The organism is Pantoea sp. XY16, from assembly GCF_025153065.1.
In the GTDB taxonomy this organism is placed as follows: Bacteria; Pseudomonadota; Gammaproteobacteria; order Enterobacterales; family Enterobacteriaceae; genus Pantoea; species Pantoea alfalfae.
Genome location: NZ_JANZNP010000003.1, coordinates 47,044 through 72,798, shown reverse-complemented (window position 1 = coordinate 72,798; position 25,755 = coordinate 47,044). Strand labels below are relative to the sequence as shown.

The window sequence follows — 25,755 nt, the reverse complement described above, 5'->3', positions numbered from 1 at the left end:
AATTATTGCCCTTGTAACACGCTCATCATGCCTTTGATCTGGCTACTGATGAGGGTGAGGTCGGTTTGATATTTCAGGCTGTTATCCGCGAACTGCGTACGCTCACGGTCCATATCTACGGTGTTGCCGTCGGCAGAAGGCTGGTCAGGAATGCGATAAAGCATATCCATTGATGGCGCCCCGTTTGTCTGTGCTTCAATGTGGCGAGCTGACGTGACTTTTAACGCCATGCTGCTGCCTTCCGCACGACCATTGGACATCACCCGACTCAGCTCGCTGGCAAAGTCGATATCCCGGGCCTGATAACCAGGGGTATCGGCGTTGGCAATATTTGACGCCAGGATCTCCTGACGTTGAGCACGCAGGTTGAGGGCCTCCGTTCCAAATTTCAGCGCCGCATCCAGTTTGTCGAGCATGTTTCCTCCGCGTATGAGAATTTTGAGCTCGCAGCTTAATTTGAAAAAGCAAGCCGTCATCGTCTGAATAACGCCTTAAATGACCGCTATTTTGACAATTGAGGATTTTTCTTAACGGGTACACTCGTCGCCATCATCAGTGAGGAACTGCACAATGCGTCGATATCTGACTCTGCTGACCAGCCTGCTGGTCATGATCGCCCTGCCGGCTTCTGCCGGGGATCTCAATGCACAACTGAATCAATTTTTTAAAGCGCGTGACGCTCAGCATGCTGAAGGCATGGTTGTCGTGGTGCGCACGCCGAAAGAGCAATGGCCAGCCTGTGAGATGCCAAAGTTCACCCTGCCAGGCAATAGCCGGTTATGGGGCAACATGAGCGTGGCGGCAAACTGCGATGAGAATCGCCGTTATATCCAGGTTCAGGTTCAGGTCACCGGTTCCTATCTGGTGGCGACCCGGCTGCTAAGCCAGGGCAGCAGCGTCAGCGAAAGTGATTTCACGCTGCAGACCGGCCGCCTTGATACCCTGCCTGCCCGCGCCCTGCTGAATGCGGACGCAGTTGCAGACGCCGTCGTGCTGCGTGATATCCAGCCAGGACAGCCGATTAATCCTTCCACGCTGCGTCAGCCATGGCGTGTTAAGGCGGGTCAGAATGTGATGGTGATTGCCAGCGGTGACGGCTTTGACGCCAGCGGTGAGGGCAAGGCGCTGAACAATGCCGCCCGCTCGCAATTGGTTCGGGTAAGGATGGGAAATGGCCAGATTGTCAGCGGTAAAGTGCGCGAGGATGGGAATATTCTTATAACGCTGTAAAGTGTTAAAGAAGCCCGTAGTGCTGCCGATAGAAGAATCAACAAAGCGATAACGCTATTATGATTCAGGTGGCAGACTTCCCCTGACCGTACAGGAGCCCGAATATGAGCATTGACAGAACGCAACCTCTGAAACCCGCCAGCACCGTCCAGAGCCGCGACAGCAGTGAGACTGGCAGCAGCAAAGTGCGTCAGAGTGCCAGCCCGGTAGCAGCCACGACCCCCGCTGCAGCCCAGGTCAGCCTGAGCAGCGCGCAGTCGCAGCTGATGCAGCCGAGCAGCAAAGATATTAACGTCGAGCGCGTTGAACAACTGAAAACGGCCATTCGTAATGGCGAACTGAAGATGGATACCGGCAAAATCGCCGATGCGCTGATTGCCGACACTAAGGCGTATTTAGAGGGTAATTAATTGCCATGAGTAATTTGCAGACCACATTAGATAAGATGCAGGACGTGCTGGCGTCGCTTTCAGCGGTGCTGGAAGAAGAGCAGCAGCAACTGGCAGCGGGCAGCATTAACAGCAACCTGTTGCAGCGCATCACCGAAGATAAAAGTGCACTGCTCAGTACGCTGAACTATCTGGATGAGATGCGCCGCACCGCTGAACAGAGTCAGGCGACAGCAGCACCTTATCGTGGTCAGAACGACATGGCGCGCCGCTGGGACAGCATTCAGCAGCATACCCGTCGTCTGCAGGACGCCAATGTTCATAATGGCCTGCTGCTGCAACACCAGATCCGCTACACGGAAAATGCACTTGAAGTGCTGAAGCCGCATCAGACCCAGGCCTTTTACGGCCCGGATGGGATGGGTAAAGGCCAGGCGACGTTAAGTCGCAAAGCCTGAACCGGAAAGTAGCGAAAAAAATCCCGCCTGGTGCGGGATTTTTTATTGGTGCGTTTTTCCTTCACCATGATGAGCTTTAAAATTGAGCCTGCACAGGGAACAGGGGCAGATCGGAAAGACGCTAAAGCCAATCCCTGGCCGCTCGGCCCGCGCGTTTACGCACCTCATCCCTGAGGTGCGCCCGTTGCCGGGCCAACGCGTTGCGTTGTTCAAAAACGCTCCCGGCGTTTTTGTCCATGGCGCGGGACGCTTTCCTCCTCTGCCCCTGTTCCCTGCGCGTTGAATTTATTTATTGCGGCAAGCTTTACACAGCGGTGCGCCGCGCATAGTCACGCAACCGGAAGCCCAGTAGTCCCAGCGCCAGGAAATAAGCCCCGCCACCCACTGCACAAACCGCCGCCAGACGCAGCAGTCGCCACAGCATGGAGCCCTGTTCCCATGCCGGCATCCACTGCAGCATGGCAAACAGCGCGCCGGCCATCACCACCACGGCAATCAGCAGGCGGAGCAGGAAGCTGCTCCAGCCCGGCTGCGGCATAAAGATATTCTTCTTACGCAGCTGCCAGTAGAGCAGCGACGCATTCAGACAGGCCGCCAGACCAATCGACAGTGACAGACCGGCATGTTTCAGCGGACCAATAAACGCCAGGTTCATGAGCTGCGTCATGATCAGCGTGATAATCGCGATTTTCACCGGCGTTTTGATGTCCTGACGGGAATAGAAGCCCGGTGCCAGCACCTTAACCACAATCAGGCCCATCAGTCCCACGGAGTAGGCGATCAGCGCACGCTGCGTCATCAATGCATCAAAGGCGGTGAATTTACCGTACTGGAACAGCGCCACGGTCAGCGGGCCGGAGAGCATGCCCAGCGCCACGGCACTCGGCAGCGCCAGCAGGAAGCAGAGGCGCAGACCCCAGTCCATCAGTCGGGAATATTCATCATGGTTGCCGCTGGCAAAACTTTTAGCCAGCGACGGCAACAGAATGGTGCCCAGCGCCACGCCCAGCACACCCGAAGGAAACTCCATCAGCCGATCGGCGTAGTACATCCAGGAGACCGAACCCGAAACCAGAAACGAGGCGAAGATGGTGTTGATGATCAGTGAGATCTGACTGACGGAAACGCCCAGAATGGCCGGTCCCATCTGACGCATCACCCGCCATACGCCTGCGTCACGCAGATTCAGGCGCGGCAACACCAGCATTCCCAGCTTCTTCAGGTGAGGAAGCTGATAGCCGAGTTGCAGCACACCGCCCGCGACCACGGCCCAGGCCAGCGCCATCACTGGTGGATGAAAATGCGGCGCAGCGAACAGCGCAAAACCAATCATGCTGACATTCAGAAGGGTCGGCGCAAACGCCGGCACCGAGAAGCGGTTCCAGGTGTTCAGCACCGCCCCCGCCAGCGAGGCCAGCGAAATCAGCATAATGTAGGGGAACGTCACCCGCAGCAGCGAGCTGGTCAGTGCAAACTTATCGGCACTGTCGGCAAAGCCGGGCGCCGTGACCATGATGACCCAGGGCGCAGCGATCATCCCCGCCATCGTGACCAGCGCCAGTGCCAGCGTCAGCAGGCCTGAGACGTACGCCAGGAACAGTTTTGTCGCCTCTTCACCCTGCTTGCTTTTATATTCAGCCAGAATCGGCACGAACGCCTGAGAAAATGCGCCTTCAGCGAAAATACGGCGCAGCAGATTGGGCAGTTTAAACGCAACAAAGAAGGCATCGGTCGCCATTCCGGCACCAAACACCCGCGCCACGATGGCATCACGGGCAAAGCCCAGTACGCGGGAAAACAGGGTCATAGAACTGACCGCTGCCAGCGATTTCAACAAATTCATAATTGACGGCGCATCCTGAAAAGAATCGGCAAAAAAGGAGAATTAGCGCGGGCACCCGAGGATGCCCGGCGACAGTCTACTGCCACGGAGGGAAATGACCAGCACGGAGTGTTACAAGGCGTTATTCCTGCGTCGCCTCACGCCACAGTTTTTCCACCACACGCTGCGCCATCAGCGCCTGCTCACCGCTGGTTTCAGGCTTCGTCTGATTTTGTACGCAGTCAATAAAATGGCGTGCTGCACCGCTGAAGCCGCGCTGCGTCAGATGGCTCTGCCAGGCAGGCGGCGGAGTGATTAGCAGGCCATCACTGCGCTCTTCCTGCCAGTCGCGCATCTCGCTGATGTCGATGCACTTACCGTCACACACTGCGCTGATCCGCTCGCGCTGACTGCCTGCGCGCCGGTGCATACTGGTGGTGATCGCCAGGCCTTCAACAGCGAAATGGTGTTCGGCATAGAGCATCTGCCCCTGCTCGTTGGTATCAATGCGTCCGTGAACCTGGCGAACAGGCTTGCCGCCCAGCCAGAGCGCGGTGTCCACCACATGCAGGTAGTCATCAAGCAGGGTAAAACGAAGATCCCGTGGCCCGACGCTGTCGCTGCGGTGCTTTTCAATCCGCAGAGAAGCCGCGCCAGCCATCTCCGCCTGCAGCTGCTGATAGCGCGGGGCAAAGCGGCGGTTAAATGCCACCATCAGTTTACGCTGGCGTTTTTCCGCCAGCGCCACCAGCGCTTCAGCCTGCTCCAGTGTTTCAGCCAGCGGCTTGTCGACGCAGACATCTTTTCCTGCCAGCAGCAGAGCCCTGACCACCTCATAGTGGGTGTCGGTGCTGCTGTGGACAAACACCGCGTCGCAGGCTGCGGCTACTTCATTCAGTGAGCCAAAGCACTGCATGCGATAGCTGTCACAGATTGGGCGGGCTTTGGCCTGATTCGGGGAAAACGCCCCCACCAGCGTCCAGTCCGTCGCCGCAGACAGCACCGGCAGCCAGGCTTTCTGCGCAATACCACCCAATCCCACCACGCCTATACGTAATGTCATCTCAGCTCTCCGTTTGCAGCAATTGGGTAAGTTGCGCCTGAAGTGCTGCGACCTGCTGTTCCAGCGTAGTAACACGCGCCGCCAGATCGCCCTGCTCGTCCGGCGCGTCGGCAGCCTGATGTGCATCATCTTCATCGCCCAGCAGATGCATAAAGCGGCTTTCGCGCTTGCCTGGCTCACGCGCCAGGCGGATGACCTGTGCACTGTCGTCACGCTGCATCAAGCCTTCCAGCGTCTGTTCCACGTCGCCGACATCGCTGAACTCATGCAGACGACCGCTGCGGGTTCGCAGTTCGCCTGGCGTCTGCGGCCCGCGCAGCAGCAGCAGGGTGAGAAGAGCCACTTCCGCACTGTTGAGTTTCAGTGTGCCAAACGCAGAATTACAGAAACGCTGCTCATATTTTACCACCCGCTGTCCGGCGGCGCTGCTGGCGGTGATCAGATGACGCTTTTCCAGCTGATCAAGCTGATTCTGTACCTCGCTTTCACTCAGCTCCATCACCGGCTCGCGATTCGATTTCTGATTACAGGCCACTATTACGCCATTCAGTGACAGCGGATACTGCTCTGGCGTGGTGACCTGCTTCTCCAGCAGGCAGCCCAGCACGCGCAACGCCTGCGCTGATAAAGCCATCTTCATGCTCGCGTCCTCATTATTGTCCACGCCGGTCAGGCGTCCATTCCCGCAGAGTTAAGGCTGTCAGCACGTGATCCTGCCAGCGTCCGTCGATCAGCAGATAATCTTTCGCGTAACCCTCTTTCTCAAAACCAAGTCGCGCCAGCAGATCGCCGCTGCGCTGGTTGTGCGGCATGTAGTTCGCCATAATGCGATGAATATGCTGCTGGCGCTGCATATAGCGGATAGCCGACTGCAAGGCTTCGAACATCAGCCCCTGCCCCTGCCACTTTTCACCCAGTGAATAGCCGAGATAACAGGCGTGAAAGGAACCGCGCAGCACGTTACTGAAGTTCGCCACGCCCCGCACTTCGGTTTCATCGCTGTCCATGAGAATAAAATAGAAGGCCGTTCCCTGCTTATGCATGTCGGAAATCAGCCCGAGGCGCGCCTGCCAGCCCGAAGGGTAGCAGTGGCTATCGTCGCGCACCGGCTCCCATGGTTTTAAAAACAGGCGGTTTTCCGAATAGTAATCTGCCATTCGCCAGGCATCACGTTCGTGAACCAGACGGACCACCAGACGATCGGTGGTTAATCGCACCCTGGGCGCGGCAGAACGATAGCCAAACATCCTGACTCCTGAAATCAATGGCTGTGAGTGAAAGCCGTCATTACCCGGCGTTCACTATAACCGCCGCCTGGGCTGCGGTAAAACGTTACAGTGGTTTAGCTTTAAAGAGGTTGATTTTACTCTGTTATCACAGCAATGACCCGTCGGTTCGCCCGGCTAAAGTCCCACATACTGGCTGGCAGGTTTGCCCTGCAGGGTAATCTCTTCCATACTTTTTACGCGCCCGAAAACAGGATGAATTGATTCACTCTGTTAAACACTAAACCTGTAAAAACCCGGGAGATCAGGATGAAACTGTATATCTATGACCATTGTCCTTTCTGCGTTAAAGCGCGAATGATTTTTGGTCTGAAAAATAAGCCGGTTGAGCTGGTGGTGATGCTCAACGACGATGAAGAGACGCCAAAACGACTGATCGGGCAGAAAATGGCACCGATTCTGCAAAAGCAGGATGGCAGCGCAATGCCTGAGAGCATGGAGATCGTGCAGTACGTCGATCAGCAGGATGGCGCACCGCTGATCACCGGCGCGCTGAACCCGGCAATTGGCGACTGGCTGCGTCACATGAACAGCTATGTCAATAAACTGCTGCTGCCGCGCATTGCCGAAGCGGCGTTTGCCGAGTTCGCTACGCCTGAGGCGCGTGACTATTTCCGCAGCAAAAAACAGGCGAGCCTCGGTGATTTTGAAACGCTGAAAAGCCACTCGGCCGGGCTGATTAAGAATGTGAGTGAAGATCTGCGCAAACTGGACAAATTAATCGTTCAGCCCAATGCGGTAAACGGCGAGCTATCGGAAGATGATTTTAATCTCTTCCCGCTACTCCGCTCTCTGACGCTGGTCGCCGGTATCGACTGGCCGAGCCGGGTCGCGGACTACCGCGATAACATGGCCAAACAGACTCAGGTTAATCTGCTCTCTTCGATAGCGCATTAGTCCCGCCTCCGATGAGAGACGCTGCGGCGTTTCTCATCCCTTTCCTGATGACACCCGCCATGCATTCAGGCAGGCTATGGCCTGTTTACTGGCTCTGATATTCAGGATAAAGATCGATGAAAAAGGCTTTTTTCGGGCTGACTGCCCTGTTGATGGCGCTGCTGGTCAGCGGCTGTAATCAACTGACGCAATACACCATCAGCGAACAGGAAGTAAACCAGGCGCTGCAGAAGCACAACAACTACGAGAAAGATATTGGCGTTTCCGGCCTGGTTAACGCACACATCGTGCTGAACAATCTGACCAGTCAGATTGGTCGCGAAGAACCAGGTAAAGTGACGCTCTCCGGTAACGCAAAAATCAACGTCACCTCACTGTTTGGCCCGCAGCAGGCCGATATGCAACTGAAAATGCGTGCTCAGCCGGTTTATGATCAGCAGCAGGGCGCAATTTATCTGCGCGATCTGGAGATTGTTGACGCCCAGGTGGCCCCGGAAAAAATGGCCTCAATCATGAAGACGCTGACGCCTTATCTGAATCAGTCGCTGAAAAGCTACTTTGATCAAAAACCCGCCTATGTGCTCAGCGCAGACCGCAGCAAAGGCGAGTCGCTGGCGAAGAAATTTGCCAAAGGACTGGAAGTGAAGCCTGGCGAACTGGTTATTCCCTTTACGCAGTAATCCCGATTTCCGCGCCCCTGGCGCGGATTTTCTCTGGCGGCATAAAAAGCAGGTGCAAACGGTTGCCTGAATCCTTATGCTTAGACCCCGGCCAAAACATGCCTTTTGTTTCCCTTCTGCCGGAGCTTCACTGATGACAGCACAACCTCAGCAACTTACCCTGCGTCGCCCTGACGACTGGCATATTCATCTGCGCGACGATGAGATGCTCAACACGGTCCTGCCCTATACCAGCGCGGTGAATGGTCGTGCCATTGTGATGCCTAACCTGGTGCCGCCGGTGACCAGCGTGGCAGCAGGTGAAGCGTACCGCGATCGCATCCTGGCGGCGCTGCCCGCCGATCACGCCTTTACGCCGCTGATGACCTGCTACCTGACCGACTCGCTGGATCCTGATGAGCTTGAGCGCGGTTTCACCGCCGGTCTGTTCACTGCGGCGAAGCTCTATCCGGCGCACGCTACCACCAACTCCAGTCATGGCGTGACCAACATCGCGTCCATTGCCTGCGTGCTGGATCGGATGCAGACGCTCGGTATGCCACTGCTGATCCATGGTGAAGTCACCGATGCGCATGTCGACATTTTTGACCGCGAAGCCCGGTTTATCGAAACGGTTATGGTGCCGCTGCGCAGCCAGTTTCCGGCACTGAAAGTGGTGATGGAGCACATTACCACTCAGGACGCCGCAGAGTATGTTGCCGCCGCCGATGAGACGCTGGGCGCGACCATTACCCCGCAGCATTTGATGTTTAACCGCAATCACATGCTGGTGGGCGGTATTCGTCCTCACCTCTATTGCCTGCCGATTCTTAAACGCAACGTGCATCAGGAAGCATTGCGCAAATTAGTGGCGAGTGGTCATCCGCGCGTCTTCCTCGGCACCGACACAGCACCGCATCTGCGTCATCTCAAAGAGGCCAGCTGCGGGTGTGCGGGCGTATTTAATGCGCCGACGTCGTTGCCCGCCTACGCCACCGTTTTTGAAGAGCTGAACGCGCTGGAACATTTTGAAGCGTTCTGTTCTGAAAATGGCCCGCGTTTTTACGGTCTGCCACTGAATGAGGGGACGATCACGCTGGTGCGTGAGCCGTGGCAGGTACCAGAGTCAATTGCGCTTGGCAGCCACTCACTGGTGCCGTTCCTGGCCGGTGAAACGCTGAACTGGCGCATCGCATAATTTTGCTTGCCTCCGGCTCATTGATACTGTAAATATATACAGCATCTTAACCGGAGGCTATTATGCGCGTTGAAATTACCGTATCCAATACCCGACCTCTTCCTGCTGGCGCGATTGAAGCGTTAAGCGATGAATTATCGCGCCGCATCGACGAACAGTTCCCTGACTCGACCAATCACGTCAAGGTACGTTACGCCAGTGCCAACAATCTCAGCGTGCTGGGCGGTGGAAAAGAGACGCGCGACCAGATCAGCGAAATCCTGCAGCAGACGTGGGAAAGCGCTGACGACTGGTTCATTACTGATTAACCGCCACTGTGCTTTTTTCCGGGTGTCGCCACCCGGTTTTTTTATCTTTTCTCCCCTCTCGCACTTCCCCCTCTCTGCATCTAGACTCTTAATGATCAATGCCCTATCCTTGCGCTCGTCACGCATAACAGGAGGTGCGACACCATGACTACTGATAAACCGGAAGAGGCGATGACCTTTGGTGAGTTGTTAGCACTGATTGGTGATCAGAAGCGTCGTTTAACGGTGCTGGAAAATGCCTTTTCCAGTCTGATTTTCTGTCTTGACGATCGTGCCAGTCAGTTGCTGGTGCACAATCTGTCGCTGGAAGCCCAAAATCAAAACCATGATGAGCAGCTCCAGCAGCACTTTGCCCGTCTTGCAGAAACACTGCAAAAACGTGGCGGTGGCATCGTGCCGGAAACCCCGACACTTTAAGCCCGCTCACGTGGCTAACCCGCTTTTACATGCCCATTGAACAGTGATAAAAATGCCTGCCCGTCAGGCATTTTATTTTTCAACGCCCTCCTTTCAAACGCAAATATTCTATGAGAAGCTGGTTCACGGCATTTTTTAAACAGTGATACCCAGGTTTACTGTTATAATTGTTCCGCTATCGCAATAAAAAAGCCGCATTGAACCTCATCATGCACTTCGTTTAACGAGTAATAAGGAGGTTATAATGGACAGAAGAAAAGACGTTATCCAGACCCATCCTCTGGTGGGCTGGGACATCAGTACCGTTGATAGCTATGATGCCATGATGATCCGCCTGCACTCGCTGTCGTCGCAGGATCAAAAAGAAGAAGAAGCGGATGTTGGCCCGACCTACTGGCTGACAACGGATGTGGCAAGGCAGTTTATCTCGATCCTCGAAGCGGGCATCGCCAAGATAGAATCAGCTGAGCAACCAGAACGACTTCTTAATAAGCATTAATTTCTGCCGCATCAAAGAGGCGCCCTCAGGGGTGCCTTTTTCGTTTCTGTTTCTGGTATGCTTTTGATTATCTGACTCTTAAAGTGTCGTTATCATGATTTATGATCTTATCGTCGTCGGCAGTGGTTCAGTGGGCGCGGCGGCTGGCTACTATGCTACCCAGGCAGGTTTATCGGTATTAATGATTGACAGCGCCCATCCTCCTCACAATCAGGGAACGCATCATGGTGAGAGCCGGCTGATTCGTCACGCTTATGGTGAAGGCGAACATTATGTTCCGCTGGTTCTGCGGGCGCAGACGCTGTGGGATGAGCTGGAACAGCGCGCCGGTGAGCGCATCATGCATCGCAGCGGCGTACTTAACCTTGCTCCTGACCACTCCCCCTTTATCCGGAACGTTATCGACAGTGCGACCCGCTGGCAGCTCAATATCGAGGTGATGCAGCCTGATGAAGTGCGAAAGCGCTGGCCGCAAATCAACGTGCCAGAGGGTTATCTGGGCATATTTGAGCCGCAGTCCGGCTTTCTGAAATGTGAACAGGCGGTTCGCAGCTGGATCCAGCTGGCTGAACAGGCGGGCTGTGCGCAGCTGTTTAACTGCCCGGTCTCTGAGATTGGTCGTGATGGCGACCTGCAGCAGGTTACCACCCTGGATGGTATCTATCGGGGACGCAAAATGCTGATAAGCGCTGGCACCTGGGTCGGCAAATTAATTCCTGGCCTGCCGATCGCCCCTACCCGCAAGGTATTTGCCTGGTATCAGGCAGATGGCCGCTACGGCGAGAATAATCAGTTCCCCGGCTTTACGGTTGAGATGGCAGATGGCAGCCAGTTTTACGGCTTCCCGGCGGATAACAACGCACTGAAGGTAGGTCGCCATGATGGCGGTCAGCTGATGCAGCAGCCTGAAGATCGTAAACCTTTTGGCACGGTAGCGGCGGACGGCAGTGAGGCCTTTGGTTTTCTCCGTCAGTTTTTACCTGGTGTCGGCGTCTGTCTGCATGGCGAAGCCTGCAGCTACGATTTCAGTCCGGACGAAGACTTTATTATCGATACCCTGCCGGGTGAACCCGACCGCATGGTCATCACCGGACTCAGCGGACATGGGTTTAAATTTGCCAGCGTTTTAGGCGAGCTTGCTGCGGAATTCGCACAGCAAAAACCGTTCTCCTTTGATTTGTCCCGCTTCCGCCTCTCGCGTTTCTGACTCTGATAACGGGTGGCATCAGTCTGATGCCACCCGGCTGACATAATCTGACGAAAACTGAATTTTCCTGACATAATGATAGTGTTTATTTCGCCCATATGGTTAATTGCCGCCATTTAACGTTGACGACTCTCCCGCCAGAAATATCTCATTCAGTAATATTGCTCATCTCGCTGCAGTTTTATTCAACCTTTTAATGCTGGAAATTAAAATTTATAGAAGCGTAAGGACGATTGCTTTTATATTTCATAATGTGGATGCTTATTTCAGATTATTTCTTTATGAAACCCACATTATGTTATTACGTAATACACCCCATCAGTTTGGATTGGTTGCTGTGCTACTGCACTGGTCAATGGCGCTGGCGATTTATGCCATGTTTGCGCTAGGACTCTGGATGGTTGGTCTTGGCTATTACGATAGCTGGTATCACGACGCGCCGGAAATCCATAAAAGTATTGGCGTCATTCTGTTGCTGACGCTGATCATTCGCCTGCTATGGCGCGTTATTTCCCCACCGCCAAAGCCGCTGAGCAGCTATTCCCCGCTGGTGCGCATCAGTTCAGTAGTGGCGCACCTGCTTCTTTATACCCTGCTGCTGGCCATTCTGATCAGTGGCTATCTGATCTCCACCGCCGATGGCAAGCCCATCTCCGTATTTAACTGGTTTACGCTGCCCGCGCTGTTCAGCGGCGCAGGCGAACAGGCAGACCTGGCAGGCGACATTCATCTCTGGCTGGCCTGGACGGTTGTGGTCCTGTCGGTACTGCATGGTCTGGCTGCGCTAAAGCATCACGTTATCGATCGCGATATCACCCTAAAACGGATGTCAGGTTTACGTCTCCCCTTCCCCTCTGAAAAGGATAAATAATATGTTTAAGAAGACCCTGCTGGCGATGACCGGTGCCAGCCTGCTGCTCGGCTCAATGACTGCGGGTGCCGCAGACTATAAGATTGATAAAGAGGGCCAGCACGCCTTTATCCAGTTCCGCATTCAGCACCTGGGTTACAGCTGGCTCTACGGCACCTTCAAAGATTTTGACGGCAGCTTCACCTTCGATGAGAAGAACCCGGCAGCAGATAAAGTTGACGTGACCATTAACACCAGCAGCGTCGATACCAATCACGCGGAACGTGACAAGCACCTGCGTAGCGCTGACTTCCTGAACAGCAGCAAAAACCCGCAGGCCACCTTCAAATCCACAGCAGTAAAGAAAGAGGGTGATGAGCTGATGATTACCGGCGATCTCACGCTGAATGGCGTGACTAAGCCGGTGACGCTGGAGGCAAAAATGCTGGGTGAAGGCAAAGACCCGTGGGGCGGCTACCGCGCTGGCTTTGAAGCCGAAGGCGAAATTACACTGAAAGATTTTAACATTACCAAAGATCTGGGGCCAGCTTCGCAGAAGGTGGAGCTGATGATCTCGGTTGAAGGTGTGCGCCAGTAACACAGCAAGCCGCCTGAAGCTGACTTCAGGCGGCCACGATTATTTCTTCACTGGTGACGGAATGGTCATGTTTAACAGGCCACGCGACTTGTTAAAGATCTTGTTGCCATTCTCGCGTCCAGCCCGACGAGCGCGCTGCTCCTCCGGTGAGAGTTTCGCCTCTTCCTGACAGATCGGGCTACAGCAGTTCTCAAATTTCTCTGCGCAGCTTTTGCACTGGATAAACAGCAGATGACAGCCGTCATTGACGCAATTGACATGGGTATCACAGGGCTCGCCGCACTGATGACAGTTCGATAGCACGTCGTCAGAGATCCGTTCACCCATCCGCTCATCAAACACAAAATTTTTGCCTTTGAAGCGAACCGGTAATCCCTGTTCACGGGCGCGCCGGGCATACTCGATGATACCGCCTTCAATGTGGTAAACATCCTCGAAGCCGTTATGCCGCATCCAGGCGCTCGCCTTTTCACAGCGGATCCCGCCGGTGCAGTACATTACGATCTTTTTGTCTTTCTGATCCTGCAGCATATCAACCGCCATCGGCAGCTGATCGCGGAAGGTGTCAGCAGGCACTTCCAGTGCATTATCGAAGCGGCCCACTTCATATTCATAGTGGTTACGCATATCAACGAACAGGGCATCAGGATCGTCCAGCATGGCGTTAACCTCGGCCGCTTTCAGATACTGACCTACGTCGCTGGCATCAAAACTGGCGTCATCGATACCGTCCGCAACAATGCGATCGCGCACTTTAAGGCGCAATACCCAGAATGATTTTCCATCATCATCCAGCGCAATATTCATTCGCAGGTTGTTCAGCGCCGGATCAAAGCCATACAGCCACTCTTTCATCTTTTCATACTGGCTGGCGGGCACGCTGATCTGTGCATTAATACCTTCGTGCGCGACATAGACGCGGCCAAAGACCTTGAGTGACGTCAGGCCAAGGTAGAGCGCGTCGCGGAAAGCTTTAGGGTCGGCAATCTGGAAATATTTATAAAAAGAGACTGTGGTGCGCGGCTCAGTTTCAGCCAGCATGCGCGCCTTCAGCTCTTTATTGGAAACGAGGTTATGTAACACTGGCATGGTGTTCTTTCCTGTTATCAATAGGAGAAATTTAGCGGGCACATGATACCTGATTTCACCGGGATGCAAAGACCAGTCTCGGAATCAGGCGCGGGTTGCTGTTTTTTCCGGCACTATCTGGCTATTTAACAGCAGCCTGCAGTCGTCCGTTCTGTCAGTGATATTTATACGCACGATAAAAACTGGCACAATAGCGTAAATCAATGAGATATCAGCACTGCATGGTGCGCGACGCAGGAAAATTAATCTTCACATGACTCAGTTGCCTCAGTTTTCACGAGAACTGCTTCACCCGCGCTATTGGCTGACCTGGCTGGGTGTCGCTTCTCTTTATCTTTTGGTGCTACTTCCTTATCCCCTGCTTTATGTGCTCGGCTGCAATATTGGTCGTATTGGGATGCGTTTTATGACGCGACGCGTCAGTATCGCCCGACGTAATCTGGAATTAACATTTCCTGATATGCCGGTTAACGAACGCGAAGCGATGGTTAAGCACAATTTTGAATCAGTCGGTATGGGATTGATTGAGACCGGTATGGCGTGGTTCTGGCCAGACTGGCGCATCAACAAATGGCATAAGCCTTCGGGTCTGGAGCATATCCAGCAGGCGCGAGATAGTCAGCGTGGCGTGCTGCTCATCGGCATGCACTTTCTGACGCTGGAGATTGGTGCACGCATGTTTGGCATCCATAATCCTGGCATTGGTGTCTATCGCCCCAATGACAATAAACTGATCGACTGGCTGCAGGTAAAAGGCCGGATGCGGTCAAATAAAAGCATGATCGATCGTAAAGATCTCAAAGGCATGATCCGCGCACTGAAGCACGGTGACATCATCTGGTACGCACCCGATCATGATTATGGCCCGCGTAGCAGCGTCTTTGTGCCCTTTTTCGCTGTAGAAAAAGCAGCCACGACAGTGGGCACGCATCTGCTGATCCGCACCGGTAAACCGGCAGTTATCCCCTTTGTGCCGCGTCGTCTGCCCGACGGCCGTGGTTATGAACTGATGATACTGCCTGACATCAGCGCCGAATTTACGCTGGAAAGCGATGAAGTGACCGCCGCCAGGATGAATAAAGTGGTCGAAGAGGGCGTCCTGCTGGCTCCCGAACAGTACATGTGGCTCCACCGCCGCTTTAAAACACGCCCTGAAGGCGAGCCTTCACGTTATTAATCAGTTCGCGCTAAATGTTCACCTGACATTTAGCGCGTTTCTGACCCGACATCCTGCTAAATAAATCAGTCACTCAGCACAGAAGAATCCTTTCAGTCATATTTCAGGGCCAGCGAGGAGTATGGGACTATAACCGGAATATAATTTATTTCTGTTTACCGTTAAAATCGCTAACCAATTAATTCACCGCAGACCGCTGAACGCTCACTTTAGCTTTTTATTAATTAATATTGCAGCGATCTCTGTTTAGTTTTATTTGGCGCTATTTATTCCGCATGCCAGGCCTAATCCTATTTAGCCGGCCTTAATGATATCTCTGCGCTTATGAATCGATAAAAATTAACTGATTTTACAATCGATTACTCAGTAAATCTGGCTTATATTCCATTTTTTATTTTTTTAACATACTGATAGATCGTTATGGAATTTGAAGTCGTTTGTGATTATCGGTAATTTCATTTGTAACAGTCAGACCTTTAACAGACCTGGCCAAAACTATAAAAAAGACAATACACAGCAACCTCTAACGGGACAGATTATATGAACAAAGGTCTCTACTATTACGTTACTATCGGCACCGATCAGGACAATTATCATTTTCTCCATCGAAAGGGGTGCAAACGCTTGCCTGATAAAGACGAGCTGATATTTATCGGCACATTATATAATCTGAGTCAGGCACTTTCGATCGCCAGAATTAATTTTAAGAAAGTGAAGCCCTGTATAAAATGTTGTATCCGCTACTCAGCACCGGTGATTCATGAGTCTGTTCAACCCGTCCTGCACTTTCCGCAAAAGATGATCTGATCCTGGCTGGCGGAAAATGGCTTATTTCCCGCCAGTTGCACCACCCTGCCCTTTCCCTCCCTCAGATTTCGTCTATCCTTCACTGAAATCAAAACAATCCGTAGTTAATGAAAACCCGTAAGGAGAAGAGCGATGAGCATGTACAGTACGTTAGAGGAAGCGATTGATGCTGCACGTGAGGAGTTCCTCGCTAACAACCCTGAAGTGGATGAAGAAGAAGCTTCAATCGGTCAGTTTGGTCTGCAAAAATATGTGATGCAGGATGGCGATATCATGTGGCAGGCTGAGTTCCTGGCAGATGAAGGTGATGCGGGTGAATGTCTGCCTTTCCGCAGTGGCGAAGGTGCGCAGGCTATTTTTGATGCTGACTTTGATGAAGTGGAGCTGCGTCAGGAGTGGTTAGCGGAAAATACGCTGCATGAGTGGGATGATGGCGAATTCCAGCTGGAGCCGCCGCTTGACACCGAAGAGGGTGAAGCTGCGGCACAAGAGTGGGAGGATGATAACAGCGACTCCGATCGCAGTTATTCGTAAGGACCGTGACTGGCATCCACCGGTAATAACAGGGTGTCCATCACCAGTGACAGCGGCAGATCAAGGATGGTCAGTACCCGCCACCCGCTGTCACGCACGTCCCACTGCACGCCGGGATAATACTGATTACCGTGCCCCTGTCCGGGCACGGTACGGCTGATAATACTGCCGCATCCGCTTAAGCAGAGCACAGCCGCAACGATAACGCCTGTCTTAAATAACCCTTTCACCACTGATATCCGCCCTGAACAGCCTTTGAAATCGTCACACGCTGCCTGCGGTGACGGCCAGCACTCAATTTATCATCCTGATGCTGTTTTAATCCGATAAAAAAAGCGGCATCGCTGCCGCTTTTTCAGATTACGCGTTTTTTGCCAGCGCGTGAGGGTTAAGCGTGAGTTTCTGATAACTCTCTACCCACTGATGATACTTGTCCGCATTTTCCCACAGTCGGGTATGAACACGGGCCAGCACCACCGGATCGCTGATCAACTGCAAACGCTGCTCGCGACCCAGTTTGTCCGGAGCATCGCTCAGCGCCTGATCTACACGTCGATCGCGGGCATAGTCCAGTAACTGACTCTGCTTATGACGTGATGTCGCCAGTGCCGTTGCCAGCGCGTTAAAGGCGGGATGGAACAGGGCATGCATAAAGCCATTTTCCAGCGCACGTTCGCGGTTCAGCAGCACATAGCGATCGGTATCGACCAGCTCCTGCGGCGGCGAGTACTCTTCCGGGATCAGAAACAGTTTGGCTTTCTTGCTCTTAAGGCCCAATGTTGCGCGGCTCGACATCACCGAAACAAACGGCGACAGGATCAGTGAGAAAACAATAGGAGCCAGCCACCACAGGAAGTTGAGATCCAGCAGTCCCATACCAATTGCCCATACCAGACCCAATGCCATCTGCGAACCGTGACGTTTAAACGCCTCGCTCCACGGCGTGGCATCGTCATCACGCTGCGGTGAATTCCAGACCACTTCCCAGCCCAGGAAGGCACTGACCACAAACACCGTATGGAACAGCATGCGCACCGGTGCCAGCAGCACTGAGAACAGCGTTTCCAGCACCAGTGATGCCAGCAGGCGCAGCGGCCCACCGTAGGCTTTCGATCCTTTAAACCAGATCAACACCACACTCAGCATCTTTGGCAGGAATAGCAGCACCATCGTGGTCGAGAAGAGCGCTATCGCCAGCTCAGGACGCCACTGCGGCCAGACCGGGAACAGCTGCCGCGGTTGCAGGAAGTAGGTCGGTTCCATCAACGTATGCACCACCTGTAAGGCAGTGGAGAGCGCCAGGAACATAAACCACAGCGGAGCCGACAGGTAAGACATGACGCCGGTCAGGAACACCGCACGGTGAACCGGGTGCATCCCTTTTACCAGGAACAGGCGGAAGTTCATCAGGTTGCCGTGACACCATCGACGGTCACGCTTCAGCTCATCCAGCAGGTTCGGTGGCAGCTCTTCATAGGAACCCGGCAGGTCATAGGCAATCCAGACGCCCCAGCCGGCACGACGCATCAGCGCGGCTTCAACGAAGTCATGTGACATGATTGAACCGGCAAAAGAGCCTTCACCCGGTAACGGGGCCAGCGCACAGTGCTCAATAAAGGGTTTCACGCGGATAATGGCGTTGTGACCCCAGTAGTGAGACTCGCCCAACTGCCAGAAGTGCAGACCGGCAGTAAACAACGGACCGTAGACGCGGGTTGCGAACTGCTGACAGCGCGCATAGAGCGTATCCATACCCGAGGCTTTCGGCGACGACTGGATGATACCGGCATTCGGATTCGCATCCATCATGCGCACCAGACCGGTCAGACACTCACCGCTCATGACGCTATCGGCATCCAGTACGACCATGTAGCTGTAGTTGCTGCCCCAGCGACGGCAGAAGTCATCGATGTTACCGCTTTTACGCTTCACACGACGACGACGACGGCGATAGAAGATCTTGCCCGCCCCGCCAACATCCCGCACCAGTTCCATCCAGGCTTTCTGCTCGGCAATGGCGATATCCGCATCGTAGCTGTCACTGAGGATGTAGACATCGAAATGTTCAGCGTTACCGGTGCGAACCACAGACTCCCAGGTTGCACGCAGACCCGCATAGACACGCTCAACGTCTTCATTACAGATCGGCATAATCAGCGCGGTACGATGTTCCGGATTAAGCGGCTCATCTCCGACCGTTGAGTACGAAATACTGTATTTGTCACGGCCAATCAAGAGTTGCAGGAAGCCCATCAGGGCGGTCCAGAAACCGGCTGAAACCCAGCAGAACAGGATAGCGAACAGGAACAGGATGCCGGTCTGCAACACATAGGGCAGGATCTGCATCACTGACTGCTGCCAGTTCTGATTGATCATCTCCATCGGGTCCAGCAGCGTCCAGCCCTGATAGGGCAGAATACTTTTCATGTACCAGGTGGCGACCACGGTCTGGAAAATGGTCAGGATCAGCAGGATATAGCGGCGAATCGAACCGACATGACGCCACTTCTCTTCGGCACGCTGCTCTTCCGCATTGGCATAACGCGGCACCGATTTGTGACCACGCAGTGAGTCCCAGGCACGGGCAACCGGGTTGGTACGCCAGGCTTCCGGGAACATCAGTGAGCGTTTAACCTTCGGCATCGCTTTCAGCGTGGTACGGTCGAGATAATCTTTACCCAACTGCTGGCCGTCGGCCAGCGAATCGGGCCAGGCCATTTCGACCCGCGATGAGACCGATTTTAACGGCGCATCGTCGGGACGATCACTGGCTGCGACATCCCTGCCCAGCGCATCATGGATGAAGTGGAACTCGCTGGCATTCTGCAATGAGACGCTCAGGCGGGCCTTCCCTGCCGCATCCAGCGGCAGAGATTCCACATAACGTTGAGGTGTAAAAGTGGATTTATTCATTGGCAGGTAACTGATAGCTCCAGGTTTCCGTCAATGTCTTGTCGCCGCTGACCAGGGCCGCACGCATTTCGGTGGACTGTTTGGCATCTTTTACACGCAGACGCAACACCAGACGCCAGCCTTTGGTGACCGGGTTATAACGTACGCTCTGCTCGACCACATCAGCATTTTTGCCGACGCTGACCTGCGGTGCCACCTGGCTGTTTTCCGCCATCTTACTCATGTCTTTACCCACGAAGTCGATGGTGAAAGCCACGGTGCCATCCGGCTGACGCACGAGATTAGACTGCTTCACGTCACCCGCTGAACGGAGGGTGTTTTTGACCCAGGCCGTATCGTCGGAGTGCAGCTGGTTTTCATCGCGTGAGAAATGCAGACGATATTTGAAGTTCATCTCTTTGCCAGGCTCTGGCAGCGTCTCTGGCGTCCAGAACGCAACAATGTTGTCGTTGGTTTCGTCGGCCGTCGGGATTTCAACCAGTTCGACCCGGCCTTTACCCCAGTCGCCGATTGGCTCAACCCAGCCGCTTGGACGCAGATCATAGCGGTCATCAAGATCCTGATAGTTGTTAAAGTCACGCCCGCGCTGCAGCAGACCAAAGCCTTTTGGATTCTCGATAGTATAGGTGCTCACCGCCAGATGACGCGGGTTATTCAGCGGACGCCAAATCCACTCCCCGTTGCCATTGTGGATGGAGAGACCGTCAGAGTCGTGCAGAGCCGGACGGAAGTTGTTCACCGTAGATGGCTGGTTCTGCCCGAACAGGAACATACTGGTCAGCGGTGCAATACCCAGTTTGCCAACGTTATCACGCAGGTAAACTTTTGACTGCACATCAACGGTTGACGCCTCACCCGGATGCAGCACAAAGCGATACGCACCCGCCGCGCGCGGCGAATCGAGCAGTGCATAGATCACCAGCTGTTTGTCCTGTGGTTTAGGACGCTGAATCCAGAACTCTTTGAAACGCGGGAACTCTTCACCGGACGGCAGCGCCGTATCAATGGCCAGTCCACGCGCCGACAGGCCATAAACCTGACCGGCACCGATCACCCGGAAGTAGCTGGCACCCAGGAAGCTGGCGATCTCATCGTTTTTACCCTTGTTGTTCAGTGGATAAAGGACTTTGAAACCGGCAAAACCGAGGTTTTTCACCGCATCCGCGTCATGTTTTACATTACCGAAATTAAAATAATCGGGGTTGTATTTAATCTCGCGCACCGCGCTGGCGGTCACTTCGTTAATCTGCACCGGGGTATCGAAGTACATGCCCTGATGATAGAACTCCAGCTTGAATGGCGTGCGCAGTTTGCCCCAATACGCTTTATCGTGGTTAAACTGGATCTGCTGATAATCAGCAAATTTCATTTCACGAAATTGAGAGGGTAAATTGCTTTTAGGCGCTTCGAAGCTTTTCCCTGCCAACGCTTTGGCTTGTTTTGCAACATCATCGATATTAAACGCCCAACTGTTATTAGCGTACAACGCCAGCAGAACTGCAGTACCAATCCAGCGTACCTTCATCAGTCCGGCTTTATTTTTTTCTTTAGTCAGCACATCCCCCCCTTTCGTGTGCTTAAATCAAACCCGTTTATCTTAAAGGATTATTCGGTTTTCCGACAGCTTATGCGCAACATTGTTCCCGCATTTCGTCAGGCTTAACGCTACTTTTAGGACAATTAGACACTACGGATTCCACTGATAGTATACCCGGTTTATCCCAGGTAGAATTTTGCCCGAGCATAATCCGGTTTCAGGGTGAAACTGGCCAAACGTACTAACGAACTGGAACTTTATGAGTACTGTAAAACCTGAACGTGAATACTTCCTCGACTCCATCCGCGCGTATCTGATGTTACTGGGGGTACCGTTTCACGTTTCCCTCATCTACTCAGCACAGAAATGGGCAGTAAACAGCCAGGAGGCCTCATTATGGCTGACGCTGCTGAATGATTTTATTCATGCGTTTCGTATGCAGGTCTTTTTTGTCATCTCGGGCTACTTCTCCTACATGCTGTATCTGCGCTATCAGCCACGACGTTTCCTGAAGGTGCGTCTGGAACGCGTGGGGATACCGCTTCTCACCGCCGTTCCACTGCTCACGCTGCCACAATTTTTCATGCTGAAAGCGTGGACAGATAAACTGGCTGACTGGCCTCGTTTCACGCCGTATGAGAAATTTAATAACCTGATGTGGGAACTGATTTCACACCTGTGGTTCCTGGTAGTACTGGTGATGCTGACCACGCTGGGCATGGTGACGTTCCGCTGGTTGCGCGATCAGCATCGCACCATTGATTACACGCGGGTTGGCTGGGGTGCACTGACCGCTGGCGTACTGGCGTGGGCGCTGGTCTGGTGCGTGTTTCGCCGTCTGGTGTTTCTGTTCCAGCCCGCCTGGCTGATGGATGGTTTGTTCAATATCATCGTGATGCAGACACTTTTCTATCTGCCGTTCTTTATGCTCGGGGCGCTGGCGTGGAAGCATCCACCGCTGAAGCAGCTGTTTGTGCGGTTTAATCCCGTGATGTGGATTGGCGCGGTGTTGATGTTTGTCGCCTACTGTACCAATCAGCGTCTGAGCAGCGGCGATGGCTGGTTATATGAGCTGGATGCAATCATCACGACGCTCATGGGACTTTGCATGCTGAACGTCTGCTTCTGCTTTGGTCACAAACTGCTTAACGCGCATTCACCGCGCATCATGTATCTGGTCAATGCATCACTGTTTATCTATCTGGTGCACCATCCGCTGACGCTGCTGTATGGCATTTATGTCACGCCGCGCATCGAAAACAACACGCTGGGCTTCTTCGTTGGCCTGTTGATGGTGTTTGGCATCGCATTTCTGCTGTATGAGATTCACCTGCGCATCCCGCTGCTGCGGTTCCTGTTCTCGGGGAAGTTTGAGCGTAAATAAGATGGTTCAGCCATTTATGGTTTTAGCCGCAGACAGCTAAAGAGTTCAAAAGCGATGGGCGCATACGCCCGCAGCAAAGCATAGCGGGCCAGGTACGGCCCGCGCTGAGCCCGCCAGGGATGGCGGGTTTTGCGTCTTTGCGGAAGGCGTATGCTTTCTGAGCCAGAGCCTGTACCCAGGTAAGTTACAGCTTACAGCAGCCATTCAATCGGCAGTCGCCACACTAACCGCACCTGCAGCCGTTGCCACCAGGAGCAGCCCGGCTCGTGTTTATGCACGATCTGCTGCGGCTCATCCGGATACTCCAGCCAGTTTACCCGTCCCCACTTATCCAGCCGCAGCGTCCATGCCCGATCGCGCATCGACAGACTGAAGCGCTGATGCGTTTCTCCGGCCAGCGCCGCACTCTCAATCACCAGTCCCATTTCCGTATTCAGCACCGCTGAACGGGGATCGAAGTTAAACGAGCCGATAAACAGCGTCTGTTGATCCACCGAAAAGGTTTTGGCATGCAGGCTGGAGCCAGAGTTACCGGTTAATCCCCGATCGTGCGGGGCTTCAGGGACGTTCGCCTGTGGTTTTAGCTCATAGAGCGCAATGCCATGGCGCAGCAATTTCTTGCGCCATTTGGCGTAACCGGCATGAACAATCGACACATCGTTGGCCGCCAGCGAGTTGGTCAGAATGGCAATTTTCACCCCTTTGCGCTTCAGCGCCAGCAACTGGGCGACGCCTGCACGGGTTGGCACAAAGTAGGCAGAGATGATATCGAACTGCTCCTGCGGCGTGCCAATGACCTCCAGCATCCGCTGCGGCAGCAGGCTTCTGGCGCGCGCTTTACCCAGCCCTTTACGCGGATCGTCACTCAGCAGGCGTGCTTTTGCCCAGGTCAGCGCCAGCGTCCCCTCTTCCAGCTCCTGCAGCAGCGATGAATTTTCCAGCCGCTTCAGATAGCGCTGAACCGGCTCACTGTGACGCCATTCTGCTGGCAGACTCACACTGTCCTCATCCGGCGCCTCATCATCCAGCACCTTCTGCAGCGGGGACACCGGCTTACTGTGCCAGTAGCGCTCAAAATCCTCTGCCACCTCTTTCACCACCGGGCCAATCGCCATCACGTCGAGATCGGCAAACAGCGGTTCATTACCGGTGCCGAAATATTCGTCGCCGACATTGCGCCCGCCAACCACGGTCGTCACGCCATCCACCGTAAAGCTCTTGTTGTGCATGCGGCGGTTCAGACGGGCAAAATCGGTGAGATAGCCCAGCGCTCGCAGGGTGCGAAACGAGAATGGGTTAAACAGCCGGACCTCAATATTGGGATGGCGATTAAGCTGGGCCAGCGTCTCGTCCAGGCCCGGCGTATTATTATCATCCAGCAACAGCCGTACCTTTACGCCGCGTCGGGCTGCCTCCAGTACGGCGCTGAACAGCAGCCGGCCAGAGAGATCGTTTTGCCAGATGTAATACTGAATATCGAGTGACCGCTCCGCTTTCTGCATCAGCAGATAACGGGCAGCAAAGGCATCCAGCCCGTCGCTCAACTGATGGACACCGCTCAGCCCTGGGTGGCACTGGCACTGAGGCTCCAGCCGTGTTTCCAGCCAGCTGGTCTGTTCTGATCGCTGCGAGAGCTCAAACGCTTCGGTCATGAAAATTCCCTGTAAAATGCAGTTATTTTTATTATTCCCCGGCCTGGCGTCTGACGCCATACCTCTGCGCCGATTGAATGAGCGGTCACGGGCGTTTTTTAGTCTAGACTTAACCGGACGATCTGTGACCGGCATTTGTCCGGCAGGAGAGGAATATGTCCCATCAATCCCTTACAGATGCCCGCCAGCGCTACCATCCCAGCCTGTTCCGCAGCTTTTTCCAGGGCAGTTTTCCCTGCTCCACTGCCTGCCGTACGCCAGGGAAACGGCTGGATATGGTGATCAGCAGCGGACACGATATGCTGCTGGAAAAAGATTATGCCGCACTGGCTGAGCAGCATCTGCATACCGCCCGTGACGGTGCGCGCTGGCATCTGATTGAAAAGATTCCAGGTCAGTATGACTGGCAGAGCTTTCTGCCCATGATTGACGCCGCACGACGTCAGCAGATGGAGATCATCTGGGAGCTGGCGCACTTCGGTTATCCCGAGCATCTTAATATCTGGAAAGCCGAATTTGTTGATCACTTTAGCCGGTTCGCCCGCGCAATGGCGCAACTGATGCGCGACCAGGGCATTGAACGCCCCTTCTTTACGCCGGTGAATCAAATATCATTCTGGTCATGGGCTGGTGCAGATGTCGCCTGGTTTAATCCCCATGCCGCACAGCGTGGTAAAGAGCTGAAGCGCCAGTTGGTCCGCGCCTCGCTGGCAGCCATTCATGCCATTCGCGACATCTATCCGGAGGCACGTTTTGTCCTGACCGACCCGCTGGTTCAGATTGCCCATCATCCCGATAACCCGGACAGCAAACCCTATGCCGATGCACAGCATCAGGCGCAGTTCGAAGCCTGGGATATGCTGGCCGGTCGCGTTGATAAGGAGTTAGGCGGCAGTGAAGATTGCCTGGATATTCTCGGCCTGAACTACTATCCCGACAACCACTGGTTTTTCCCCGATCAACCGATGTCACAGGATGATCCGGTGCGCGAGCCGCTGCATATTATGCTGGCGCAGTGCTGGCAGCGCTACCAGCGGCCGATGCTGATTGCCGAAACCGGCGCAGAAGGTGACGCACGTGCGCCCTGGCTGCAGGAAATCAGTGAAAATGTGGCGGTGGCGCTGGATCAGGGCATTGCGGTGGAGGGTATTTCGCTCTATCCGGTGGTGGAATATCCCGCCTGGGCCGATGACCGGCGGTCGCCAGGTCCGCTGCTGGGACTCGCCGATCCTAATGGCAACCGAAACCTGCATGAGGCGTTAGCGCTGGTGTTGCGCAGTCAGCAGATTAAGTTTGCGACGCGTAATCAGACATGCTCAGACGGTGGCTTTTTGGGGTGACACGACTGAACGTCGAGCGTGGGGTCGGCAGGATGACGAACGTCGGTCAGCCAGACCATCGTAAACAGGAACGTCACCCCGATCAGGCAGGCAGCCAGTAAACCGATAATTGCGATTAATTTATCATCTCCGGAGTCCATCGCCTTCTCCTTATTCAGTCCGTTGGAGCCCCTGTGTGCGTCAGCTCATCCAGAGCGTAATCATCAGCACAAAGATTATAAGCGTTACCGATGTCACCGCAAGCACCACTATCGCAAAGTGCGCATCGTCAAGTGACTGGCGAATTGGCTCATCGTGATCGTCGGGCGGCAAGGGCAAAGACATAACTATCCTGTGAAAAACATGGGCCGCCCGGAGTGATGCGGTGAGTGACAGTGTAGATGAAAGGCTGATTATCGTCCGGTTCTTTCGTCCGAAAAATAAACTGGCCCGTGCCAGCGC

The 25,755-nt window shown here is 54.1% G+C and carries 29 protein-coding genes; 17 read left to right on the top strand and 12 right to left on the bottom strand.

Annotation, left to right across the window (positions count from 1 at the left end):
* Nucleotides 1-2: 2 nt before the first annotated feature.
* A complete protein-coding gene (gene flgB / locus N1689_RS03220) occupies nt 3-416 on the bottom strand; it encodes a flagellar basal body rod protein FlgB (RefSeq protein ID WP_003849889.1) in 414 nt (137 codons plus the stop codon).
* Nucleotides 417-570: 154 nt separating this feature from the next.
* On the opposite strand from flgB, the gene flgA reads away from it, so the two are divergent.
* From flgA to flgN, 3 genes are all read left to right on the top strand, one after another.
* Nucleotides 571-1,230, top strand: a complete 660-nt coding sequence (gene flgA, locus N1689_RS03215) for a flagellar basal body P-ring formation chaperone FlgA (protein ID WP_161733795.1) — start codon at nt 571-573, stop codon at nt 1,228-1,230.
* Nucleotides 1,231-1,334: 104 nt separating this feature from the next.
* Entirely contained in the window at nt 1,335-1,640 is a 306-nt protein-coding gene (gene flgM, locus N1689_RS03210) for a flagellar biosynthesis anti-sigma factor FlgM (protein WP_161733797.1), read from the top strand.
* Nucleotides 1,641-1,645: 5 nt separating this feature from the next.
* A complete protein-coding gene (gene flgN / locus N1689_RS03205) occupies nt 1,646-2,077 on the top strand; it encodes a flagellar export chaperone FlgN (protein WP_161733799.1) in 432 nt (143 codons plus the stop codon).
* Between the two features lie 304 nt (nt 2,078-2,381).
* Here flgN and murJ read toward each other — a convergent pair whose 3' ends face one another.
* From murJ to rimJ, 4 genes are all read right to left on the bottom strand, one after another.
* Nucleotides 2,382-3,920 carry a murein biosynthesis integral membrane protein MurJ gene (murJ, locus tag N1689_RS03200; protein ID WP_161733801.1) on the bottom strand — a complete coding sequence of 513 codons (1,539 nt, stop codon included), beginning with the start codon at nt 3,918-3,920 and terminating at the stop codon, nt 2,382-2,384.
* 121 nt (nt 3,921-4,041) lie between these two features.
* On the bottom strand, nt 4,042-4,962 hold the full coding sequence (locus tag N1689_RS03195; RefSeq protein WP_222924198.1) for a Gfo/Idh/MocA family protein: 921 nt from the start codon (nt 4,960-4,962) through the stop codon (nt 4,042-4,044).
* A gap of 1 nt (nt 4,963) precedes the next feature.
* A complete protein-coding gene (locus N1689_RS03190; RefSeq protein ID WP_260057880.1) occupies nt 4,964-5,602 on the bottom strand; it encodes a DUF480 domain-containing protein in 639 nt (212 codons plus the stop codon).
* A gap of 13 nt (nt 5,603-5,615) precedes the next feature.
* Nucleotides 5,616-6,209 carry a ribosomal protein S5-alanine N-acetyltransferase gene (rimJ, locus tag N1689_RS03185; RefSeq protein ID WP_150009757.1) on the bottom strand — a complete coding sequence of 198 codons (594 nt, stop codon included), beginning with the start codon at nt 6,207-6,209 and terminating at the stop codon, nt 5,616-5,618.
* A gap of 288 nt (nt 6,210-6,497) precedes the next feature.
* On the opposite strand from rimJ, the gene grxB reads away from it, so the two are divergent.
* The 9 genes from grxB to N1689_RS03140 all read left to right on the top strand — a co-directional run bounded on the left by grxB (nt 6,498) and on the right by N1689_RS03140 (nt 12,881).
* Nucleotides 6,498-7,145 (top strand): glutaredoxin 2, encoded by a 648-nt coding sequence (gene grxB, locus N1689_RS03180; protein ID WP_161733809.1) that lies wholly within the window; start codon nt 6,498-6,500, stop codon nt 7,143-7,145.
* 116 nt (nt 7,146-7,261) lie between these two features.
* Nucleotides 7,262-7,825, top strand: a complete 564-nt coding sequence (locus N1689_RS03175; RefSeq protein ID WP_013357430.1) for a lipoprotein — start codon at nt 7,262-7,264, stop codon at nt 7,823-7,825.
* Nucleotides 7,826-7,958: 133 nt separating this feature from the next.
* The gene (gene pyrC, locus N1689_RS03170; RefSeq protein ID WP_253421581.1) at nt 7,959-9,002 is read left to right on the top strand and encodes a dihydroorotase; all 1,044 of its coding nucleotides are present in this window, start codon (nt 7,959-7,961) and stop codon (nt 9,000-9,002) included.
* Between the two features lie 62 nt (nt 9,003-9,064).
* Nucleotides 9,065-9,310, top strand: a complete 246-nt coding sequence (gene dinI / locus N1689_RS03165) for a DNA damage-inducible protein I (protein WP_003849907.1) — start codon at nt 9,065-9,067, stop codon at nt 9,308-9,310.
* A 144-nt stretch (nt 9,311-9,454) separates the two neighbouring features.
* Complete coding sequence (locus N1689_RS03160) at nt 9,455-9,727, top strand: hypothetical protein (protein ID WP_150009763.1); 273 nt, start codon at nt 9,455-9,457, stop codon at nt 9,725-9,727.
* 244 nt (nt 9,728-9,971) lie between these two features.
* The gene (gene bssS, locus N1689_RS03155; protein WP_013357427.1) at nt 9,972-10,226 is read left to right on the top strand and encodes a biofilm formation regulator BssS; all 255 of its coding nucleotides are present in this window, start codon (nt 9,972-9,974) and stop codon (nt 10,224-10,226) included.
* Between the two features lie 94 nt (nt 10,227-10,320).
* Nucleotides 10,321-11,433: an N-methyl-L-tryptophan oxidase gene (solA, locus tag N1689_RS03150; RefSeq protein ID WP_260057877.1), complete on the top strand. Its 1,113-nt coding sequence runs from the start codon at nt 10,321-10,323 to the stop codon at nt 11,431-11,433.
* Between the two features lie 295 nt (nt 11,434-11,728).
* Entirely contained in the window at nt 11,729-12,304 is a 576-nt protein-coding gene (locus N1689_RS03145; RefSeq protein ID WP_161733817.1) for a cytochrome b, read from the top strand.
* A 1-nt stretch (nt 12,305) separates the two neighbouring features.
* Nucleotides 12,306-12,881 (top strand): YceI family protein, encoded by a 576-nt coding sequence (locus tag N1689_RS03140; protein WP_161733819.1) that lies wholly within the window; start codon nt 12,306-12,308, stop codon nt 12,879-12,881.
* Between the two features lie 39 nt (nt 12,882-12,920).
* Here the strand turns inward: N1689_RS03140 and N1689_RS03135 are convergent, their stop codons facing one another.
* Nucleotides 12,921-13,970: a rhodanese-related sulfurtransferase gene (locus tag N1689_RS03135; RefSeq protein WP_150009771.1), complete on the bottom strand. Its 1,050-nt coding sequence runs from the start codon at nt 13,968-13,970 to the stop codon at nt 12,921-12,923.
* A 253-nt stretch (nt 13,971-14,223) separates the two neighbouring features.
* On the opposite strand from N1689_RS03135, the gene N1689_RS03130 reads away from it, so the two are divergent.
* The 3 genes from N1689_RS03130 to N1689_RS03120 all read left to right on the top strand — a co-directional run bounded on the left by N1689_RS03130 (nt 14,224) and on the right by N1689_RS03120 (nt 16,488).
* A complete protein-coding gene (locus N1689_RS03130; protein ID WP_150009773.1) occupies nt 14,224-15,147 on the top strand; it encodes a Kdo(2)-lipid IV(A) acyltransferase in 924 nt (307 codons plus the stop codon).
* Between the two features lie 540 nt (nt 15,148-15,687).
* Entirely contained in the window at nt 15,688-15,954 is a 267-nt protein-coding gene (locus N1689_RS03125; RefSeq protein ID WP_237566701.1) for a hypothetical protein, read from the top strand.
* Nucleotides 15,955-16,086: 132 nt separating this feature from the next.
* A complete protein-coding gene (locus tag N1689_RS03120; protein ID WP_013357421.1) occupies nt 16,087-16,488 on the top strand; it encodes a MysB family protein in 402 nt (133 codons plus the stop codon).
* On the opposite strand, the gene N1689_RS03115 is transcribed toward N1689_RS03120, so the two are convergent.
* The 3 genes from N1689_RS03115 to N1689_RS03105 all read right to left on the bottom strand — a co-directional run bounded on the left by N1689_RS03115 (nt 16,479) and on the right by N1689_RS03105 (nt 20,929).
* On the bottom strand, nt 16,479-16,691 hold the full coding sequence (locus N1689_RS03115; protein WP_161733850.1) for a YceK/YidQ family lipoprotein: 213 nt from the start codon (nt 16,689-16,691) through the stop codon (nt 16,479-16,481). The two genes, N1689_RS03120 and N1689_RS03115, sit on opposite strands and share 10 nt — an antisense overlap.
* Nucleotides 16,692-16,848: 157 nt before the next feature.
* The gene (gene mdoH, locus N1689_RS03110; protein WP_161733821.1) at nt 16,849-19,401 is read right to left on the bottom strand and encodes a glucans biosynthesis glucosyltransferase MdoH; all 2,553 of its coding nucleotides are present in this window, start codon (nt 19,399-19,401) and stop codon (nt 16,849-16,851) included.
* The gene (locus N1689_RS03105) at nt 19,394-20,929 is read right to left on the bottom strand and encodes a glucan biosynthesis protein G (protein ID WP_190285891.1); all 1,536 of its coding nucleotides are present in this window, start codon (nt 20,927-20,929) and stop codon (nt 19,394-19,396) included. The genes mdoH and N1689_RS03105 overlap by 8 nt, the downstream gene beginning before the upstream one ends.
* 268 nt (nt 20,930-21,197) lie before the next feature.
* On the opposite strand from N1689_RS03105, the gene mdoC reads away from it, so the two are divergent.
* Nucleotides 21,198-22,322 carry a glucans biosynthesis protein MdoC gene (gene mdoC, locus N1689_RS03100; protein WP_161733823.1) on the top strand — a complete coding sequence of 375 codons (1,125 nt, stop codon included), beginning with the start codon at nt 21,198-21,200 and terminating at the stop codon, nt 22,320-22,322.
* 191 nt (nt 22,323-22,513) lie between these two features.
* Here the strand turns inward: mdoC and N1689_RS03095 are convergent, their stop codons facing one another.
* A complete protein-coding gene (locus tag N1689_RS03095; RefSeq protein ID WP_260057866.1) occupies nt 22,514-23,974 on the bottom strand; it encodes a phospholipase D family protein in 1,461 nt (486 codons plus the stop codon).
* 155 nt (nt 23,975-24,129) lie between these two features.
* On the opposite strand from N1689_RS03095, the gene N1689_RS03090 reads away from it, so the two are divergent.
* Nucleotides 24,130-25,314 carry a beta-glucosidase gene (locus N1689_RS03090; RefSeq protein WP_260057864.1) on the top strand — a complete coding sequence of 395 codons (1,185 nt, stop codon included), beginning with the start codon at nt 24,130-24,132 and terminating at the stop codon, nt 25,312-25,314.
* On the opposite strand, the gene N1689_RS03085 is transcribed toward N1689_RS03090, so the two are convergent.
* Nucleotides 25,281-25,454 carry a hypothetical protein gene (locus N1689_RS03085; protein WP_202604932.1) on the bottom strand — a complete coding sequence of 58 codons (174 nt, stop codon included), beginning with the start codon at nt 25,452-25,454 and terminating at the stop codon, nt 25,281-25,283. The genes N1689_RS03090 and N1689_RS03085 overlap by 34 nt on opposite strands.
* A gap of 40 nt (nt 25,455-25,494) precedes the next feature.
* On the bottom strand, nt 25,495-25,638 hold the full coding sequence (locus N1689_RS03080; RefSeq protein ID WP_010246429.1) for a hypothetical protein: 144 nt from the start codon (nt 25,636-25,638) through the stop codon (nt 25,495-25,497).
* Between the last annotated feature and the right edge of the window lie 117 nt (nt 25,639-25,755).

What these genes read in the sequence shown, in the direction of transcription:
- N1689_RS03085 (WP_202604932.1), bottom strand. Translation starts at nt 25,454, where the DNA reads ATGGACTCCGGAGATGATAAATTAATCGCAATTATCGGTTTACTGGCT.
- bssS (WP_013357427.1), top strand. Translation starts at nt 9,972, where the DNA reads ATGGACAGAAGAAAAGACGTTATCCAGACCCATCCTCTGGTGGGCTGG.
- N1689_RS03160 (WP_150009763.1), top strand. Translation starts at nt 9,455, where the DNA reads ATGACTACTGATAAACCGGAAGAGGCGATGACCTTTGGTGAGTTGTTA.
- murJ (WP_161733801.1), bottom strand. Translation starts at nt 3,920, where the DNA reads ATGAATTTGTTGAAATCGCTGGCAGCGGTCAGTTCTATGACCCTGTTT.
- N1689_RS03145 (WP_161733817.1), top strand. Translation starts at nt 11,729, where the DNA reads ATGTTATTACGTAATACACCCCATCAGTTTGGATTGGTTGCTGTGCTA.
- N1689_RS03175 (WP_013357430.1), top strand. Translation starts at nt 7,262, where the DNA reads ATGAAAAAGGCTTTTTTCGGGCTGACTGCCCTGTTGATGGCGCTGCTG.
- dinI (WP_003849907.1), top strand. Translation starts at nt 9,065, where the DNA reads ATGCGCGTTGAAATTACCGTATCCAATACCCGACCTCTTCCTGCTGGC.
- mdoC (WP_161733823.1), top strand. Translation starts at nt 21,198, where the DNA reads ATGAGTACTGTAAAACCTGAACGTGAATACTTCCTCGACTCCATCCGC.
- mdoH (WP_161733821.1), bottom strand. Translation starts at nt 19,401, where the DNA reads ATGAATAAATCCACTTTTACACCTCAACGTTATGTGGAATCTCTGCCG.
- N1689_RS03130 (WP_150009773.1), top strand. Translation starts at nt 14,224, where the DNA reads ATGACTCAGTTGCCTCAGTTTTCACGAGAACTGCTTCACCCGCGCTAT.
- N1689_RS03125 (WP_237566701.1), top strand. Translation starts at nt 15,688, where the DNA reads ATGAACAAAGGTCTCTACTATTACGTTACTATCGGCACCGATCAGGAC.
- rimJ (WP_150009757.1), bottom strand. Translation starts at nt 6,209, where the DNA reads ATGTTTGGCTATCGTTCTGCCGCGCCCAGGGTGCGATTAACCACCGAT.
- N1689_RS03195 (WP_222924198.1), bottom strand. Translation starts at nt 4,962, where the DNA reads ATGACATTACGTATAGGCGTGGTGGGATTGGGTGGTATTGCGCAGAAA.
- N1689_RS03090 (WP_260057864.1), top strand. Translation starts at nt 24,130, where the DNA reads ATGTCCCATCAATCCCTTACAGATGCCCGCCAGCGCTACCATCCCAGC.
- N1689_RS03135 (WP_150009771.1), bottom strand. Translation starts at nt 13,970, where the DNA reads ATGCCAGTGTTACATAACCTCGTTTCCAATAAAGAGCTGAAGGCGCGC.
- flgA (WP_161733795.1), top strand. Translation starts at nt 571, where the DNA reads ATGCGTCGATATCTGACTCTGCTGACCAGCCTGCTGGTCATGATCGCC.
- pyrC (WP_253421581.1), top strand. Translation starts at nt 7,959, where the DNA reads ATGACAGCACAACCTCAGCAACTTACCCTGCGTCGCCCTGACGACTGG.
- N1689_RS03190 (WP_260057880.1), bottom strand. Translation starts at nt 5,602, where the DNA reads ATGAAGATGGCTTTATCAGCGCAGGCGTTGCGCGTGCTGGGCTGCCTG.
- N1689_RS03095 (WP_260057866.1), bottom strand. Translation starts at nt 23,974, where the DNA reads ATGACCGAAGCGTTTGAGCTCTCGCAGCGATCAGAACAGACCAGCTGG.
- N1689_RS03140 (WP_161733819.1), top strand. Translation starts at nt 12,306, where the DNA reads ATGTTTAAGAAGACCCTGCTGGCGATGACCGGTGCCAGCCTGCTGCTC.
- N1689_RS03120 (WP_013357421.1), top strand. Translation starts at nt 16,087, where the DNA reads ATGAGCATGTACAGTACGTTAGAGGAAGCGATTGATGCTGCACGTGAG.
- N1689_RS03080 (WP_010246429.1), bottom strand. Translation starts at nt 25,638, where the DNA reads ATGTCTTTGCCCTTGCCGCCCGACGATCACGATGAGCCAATTCGCCAG.
- flgM (WP_161733797.1), top strand. Translation starts at nt 1,335, where the DNA reads ATGAGCATTGACAGAACGCAACCTCTGAAACCCGCCAGCACCGTCCAG.
- grxB (WP_161733809.1), top strand. Translation starts at nt 6,498, where the DNA reads ATGAAACTGTATATCTATGACCATTGTCCTTTCTGCGTTAAAGCGCGA.
- flgB (WP_003849889.1), bottom strand. Translation starts at nt 416, where the DNA reads ATGCTCGACAAACTGGATGCGGCGCTGAAATTTGGAACGGAGGCCCTC.
- flgN (WP_161733799.1), top strand. Translation starts at nt 1,646, where the DNA reads ATGAGTAATTTGCAGACCACATTAGATAAGATGCAGGACGTGCTGGCG.
- solA (WP_260057877.1), top strand. Translation starts at nt 10,321, where the DNA reads ATGATTTATGATCTTATCGTCGTCGGCAGTGGTTCAGTGGGCGCGGCG.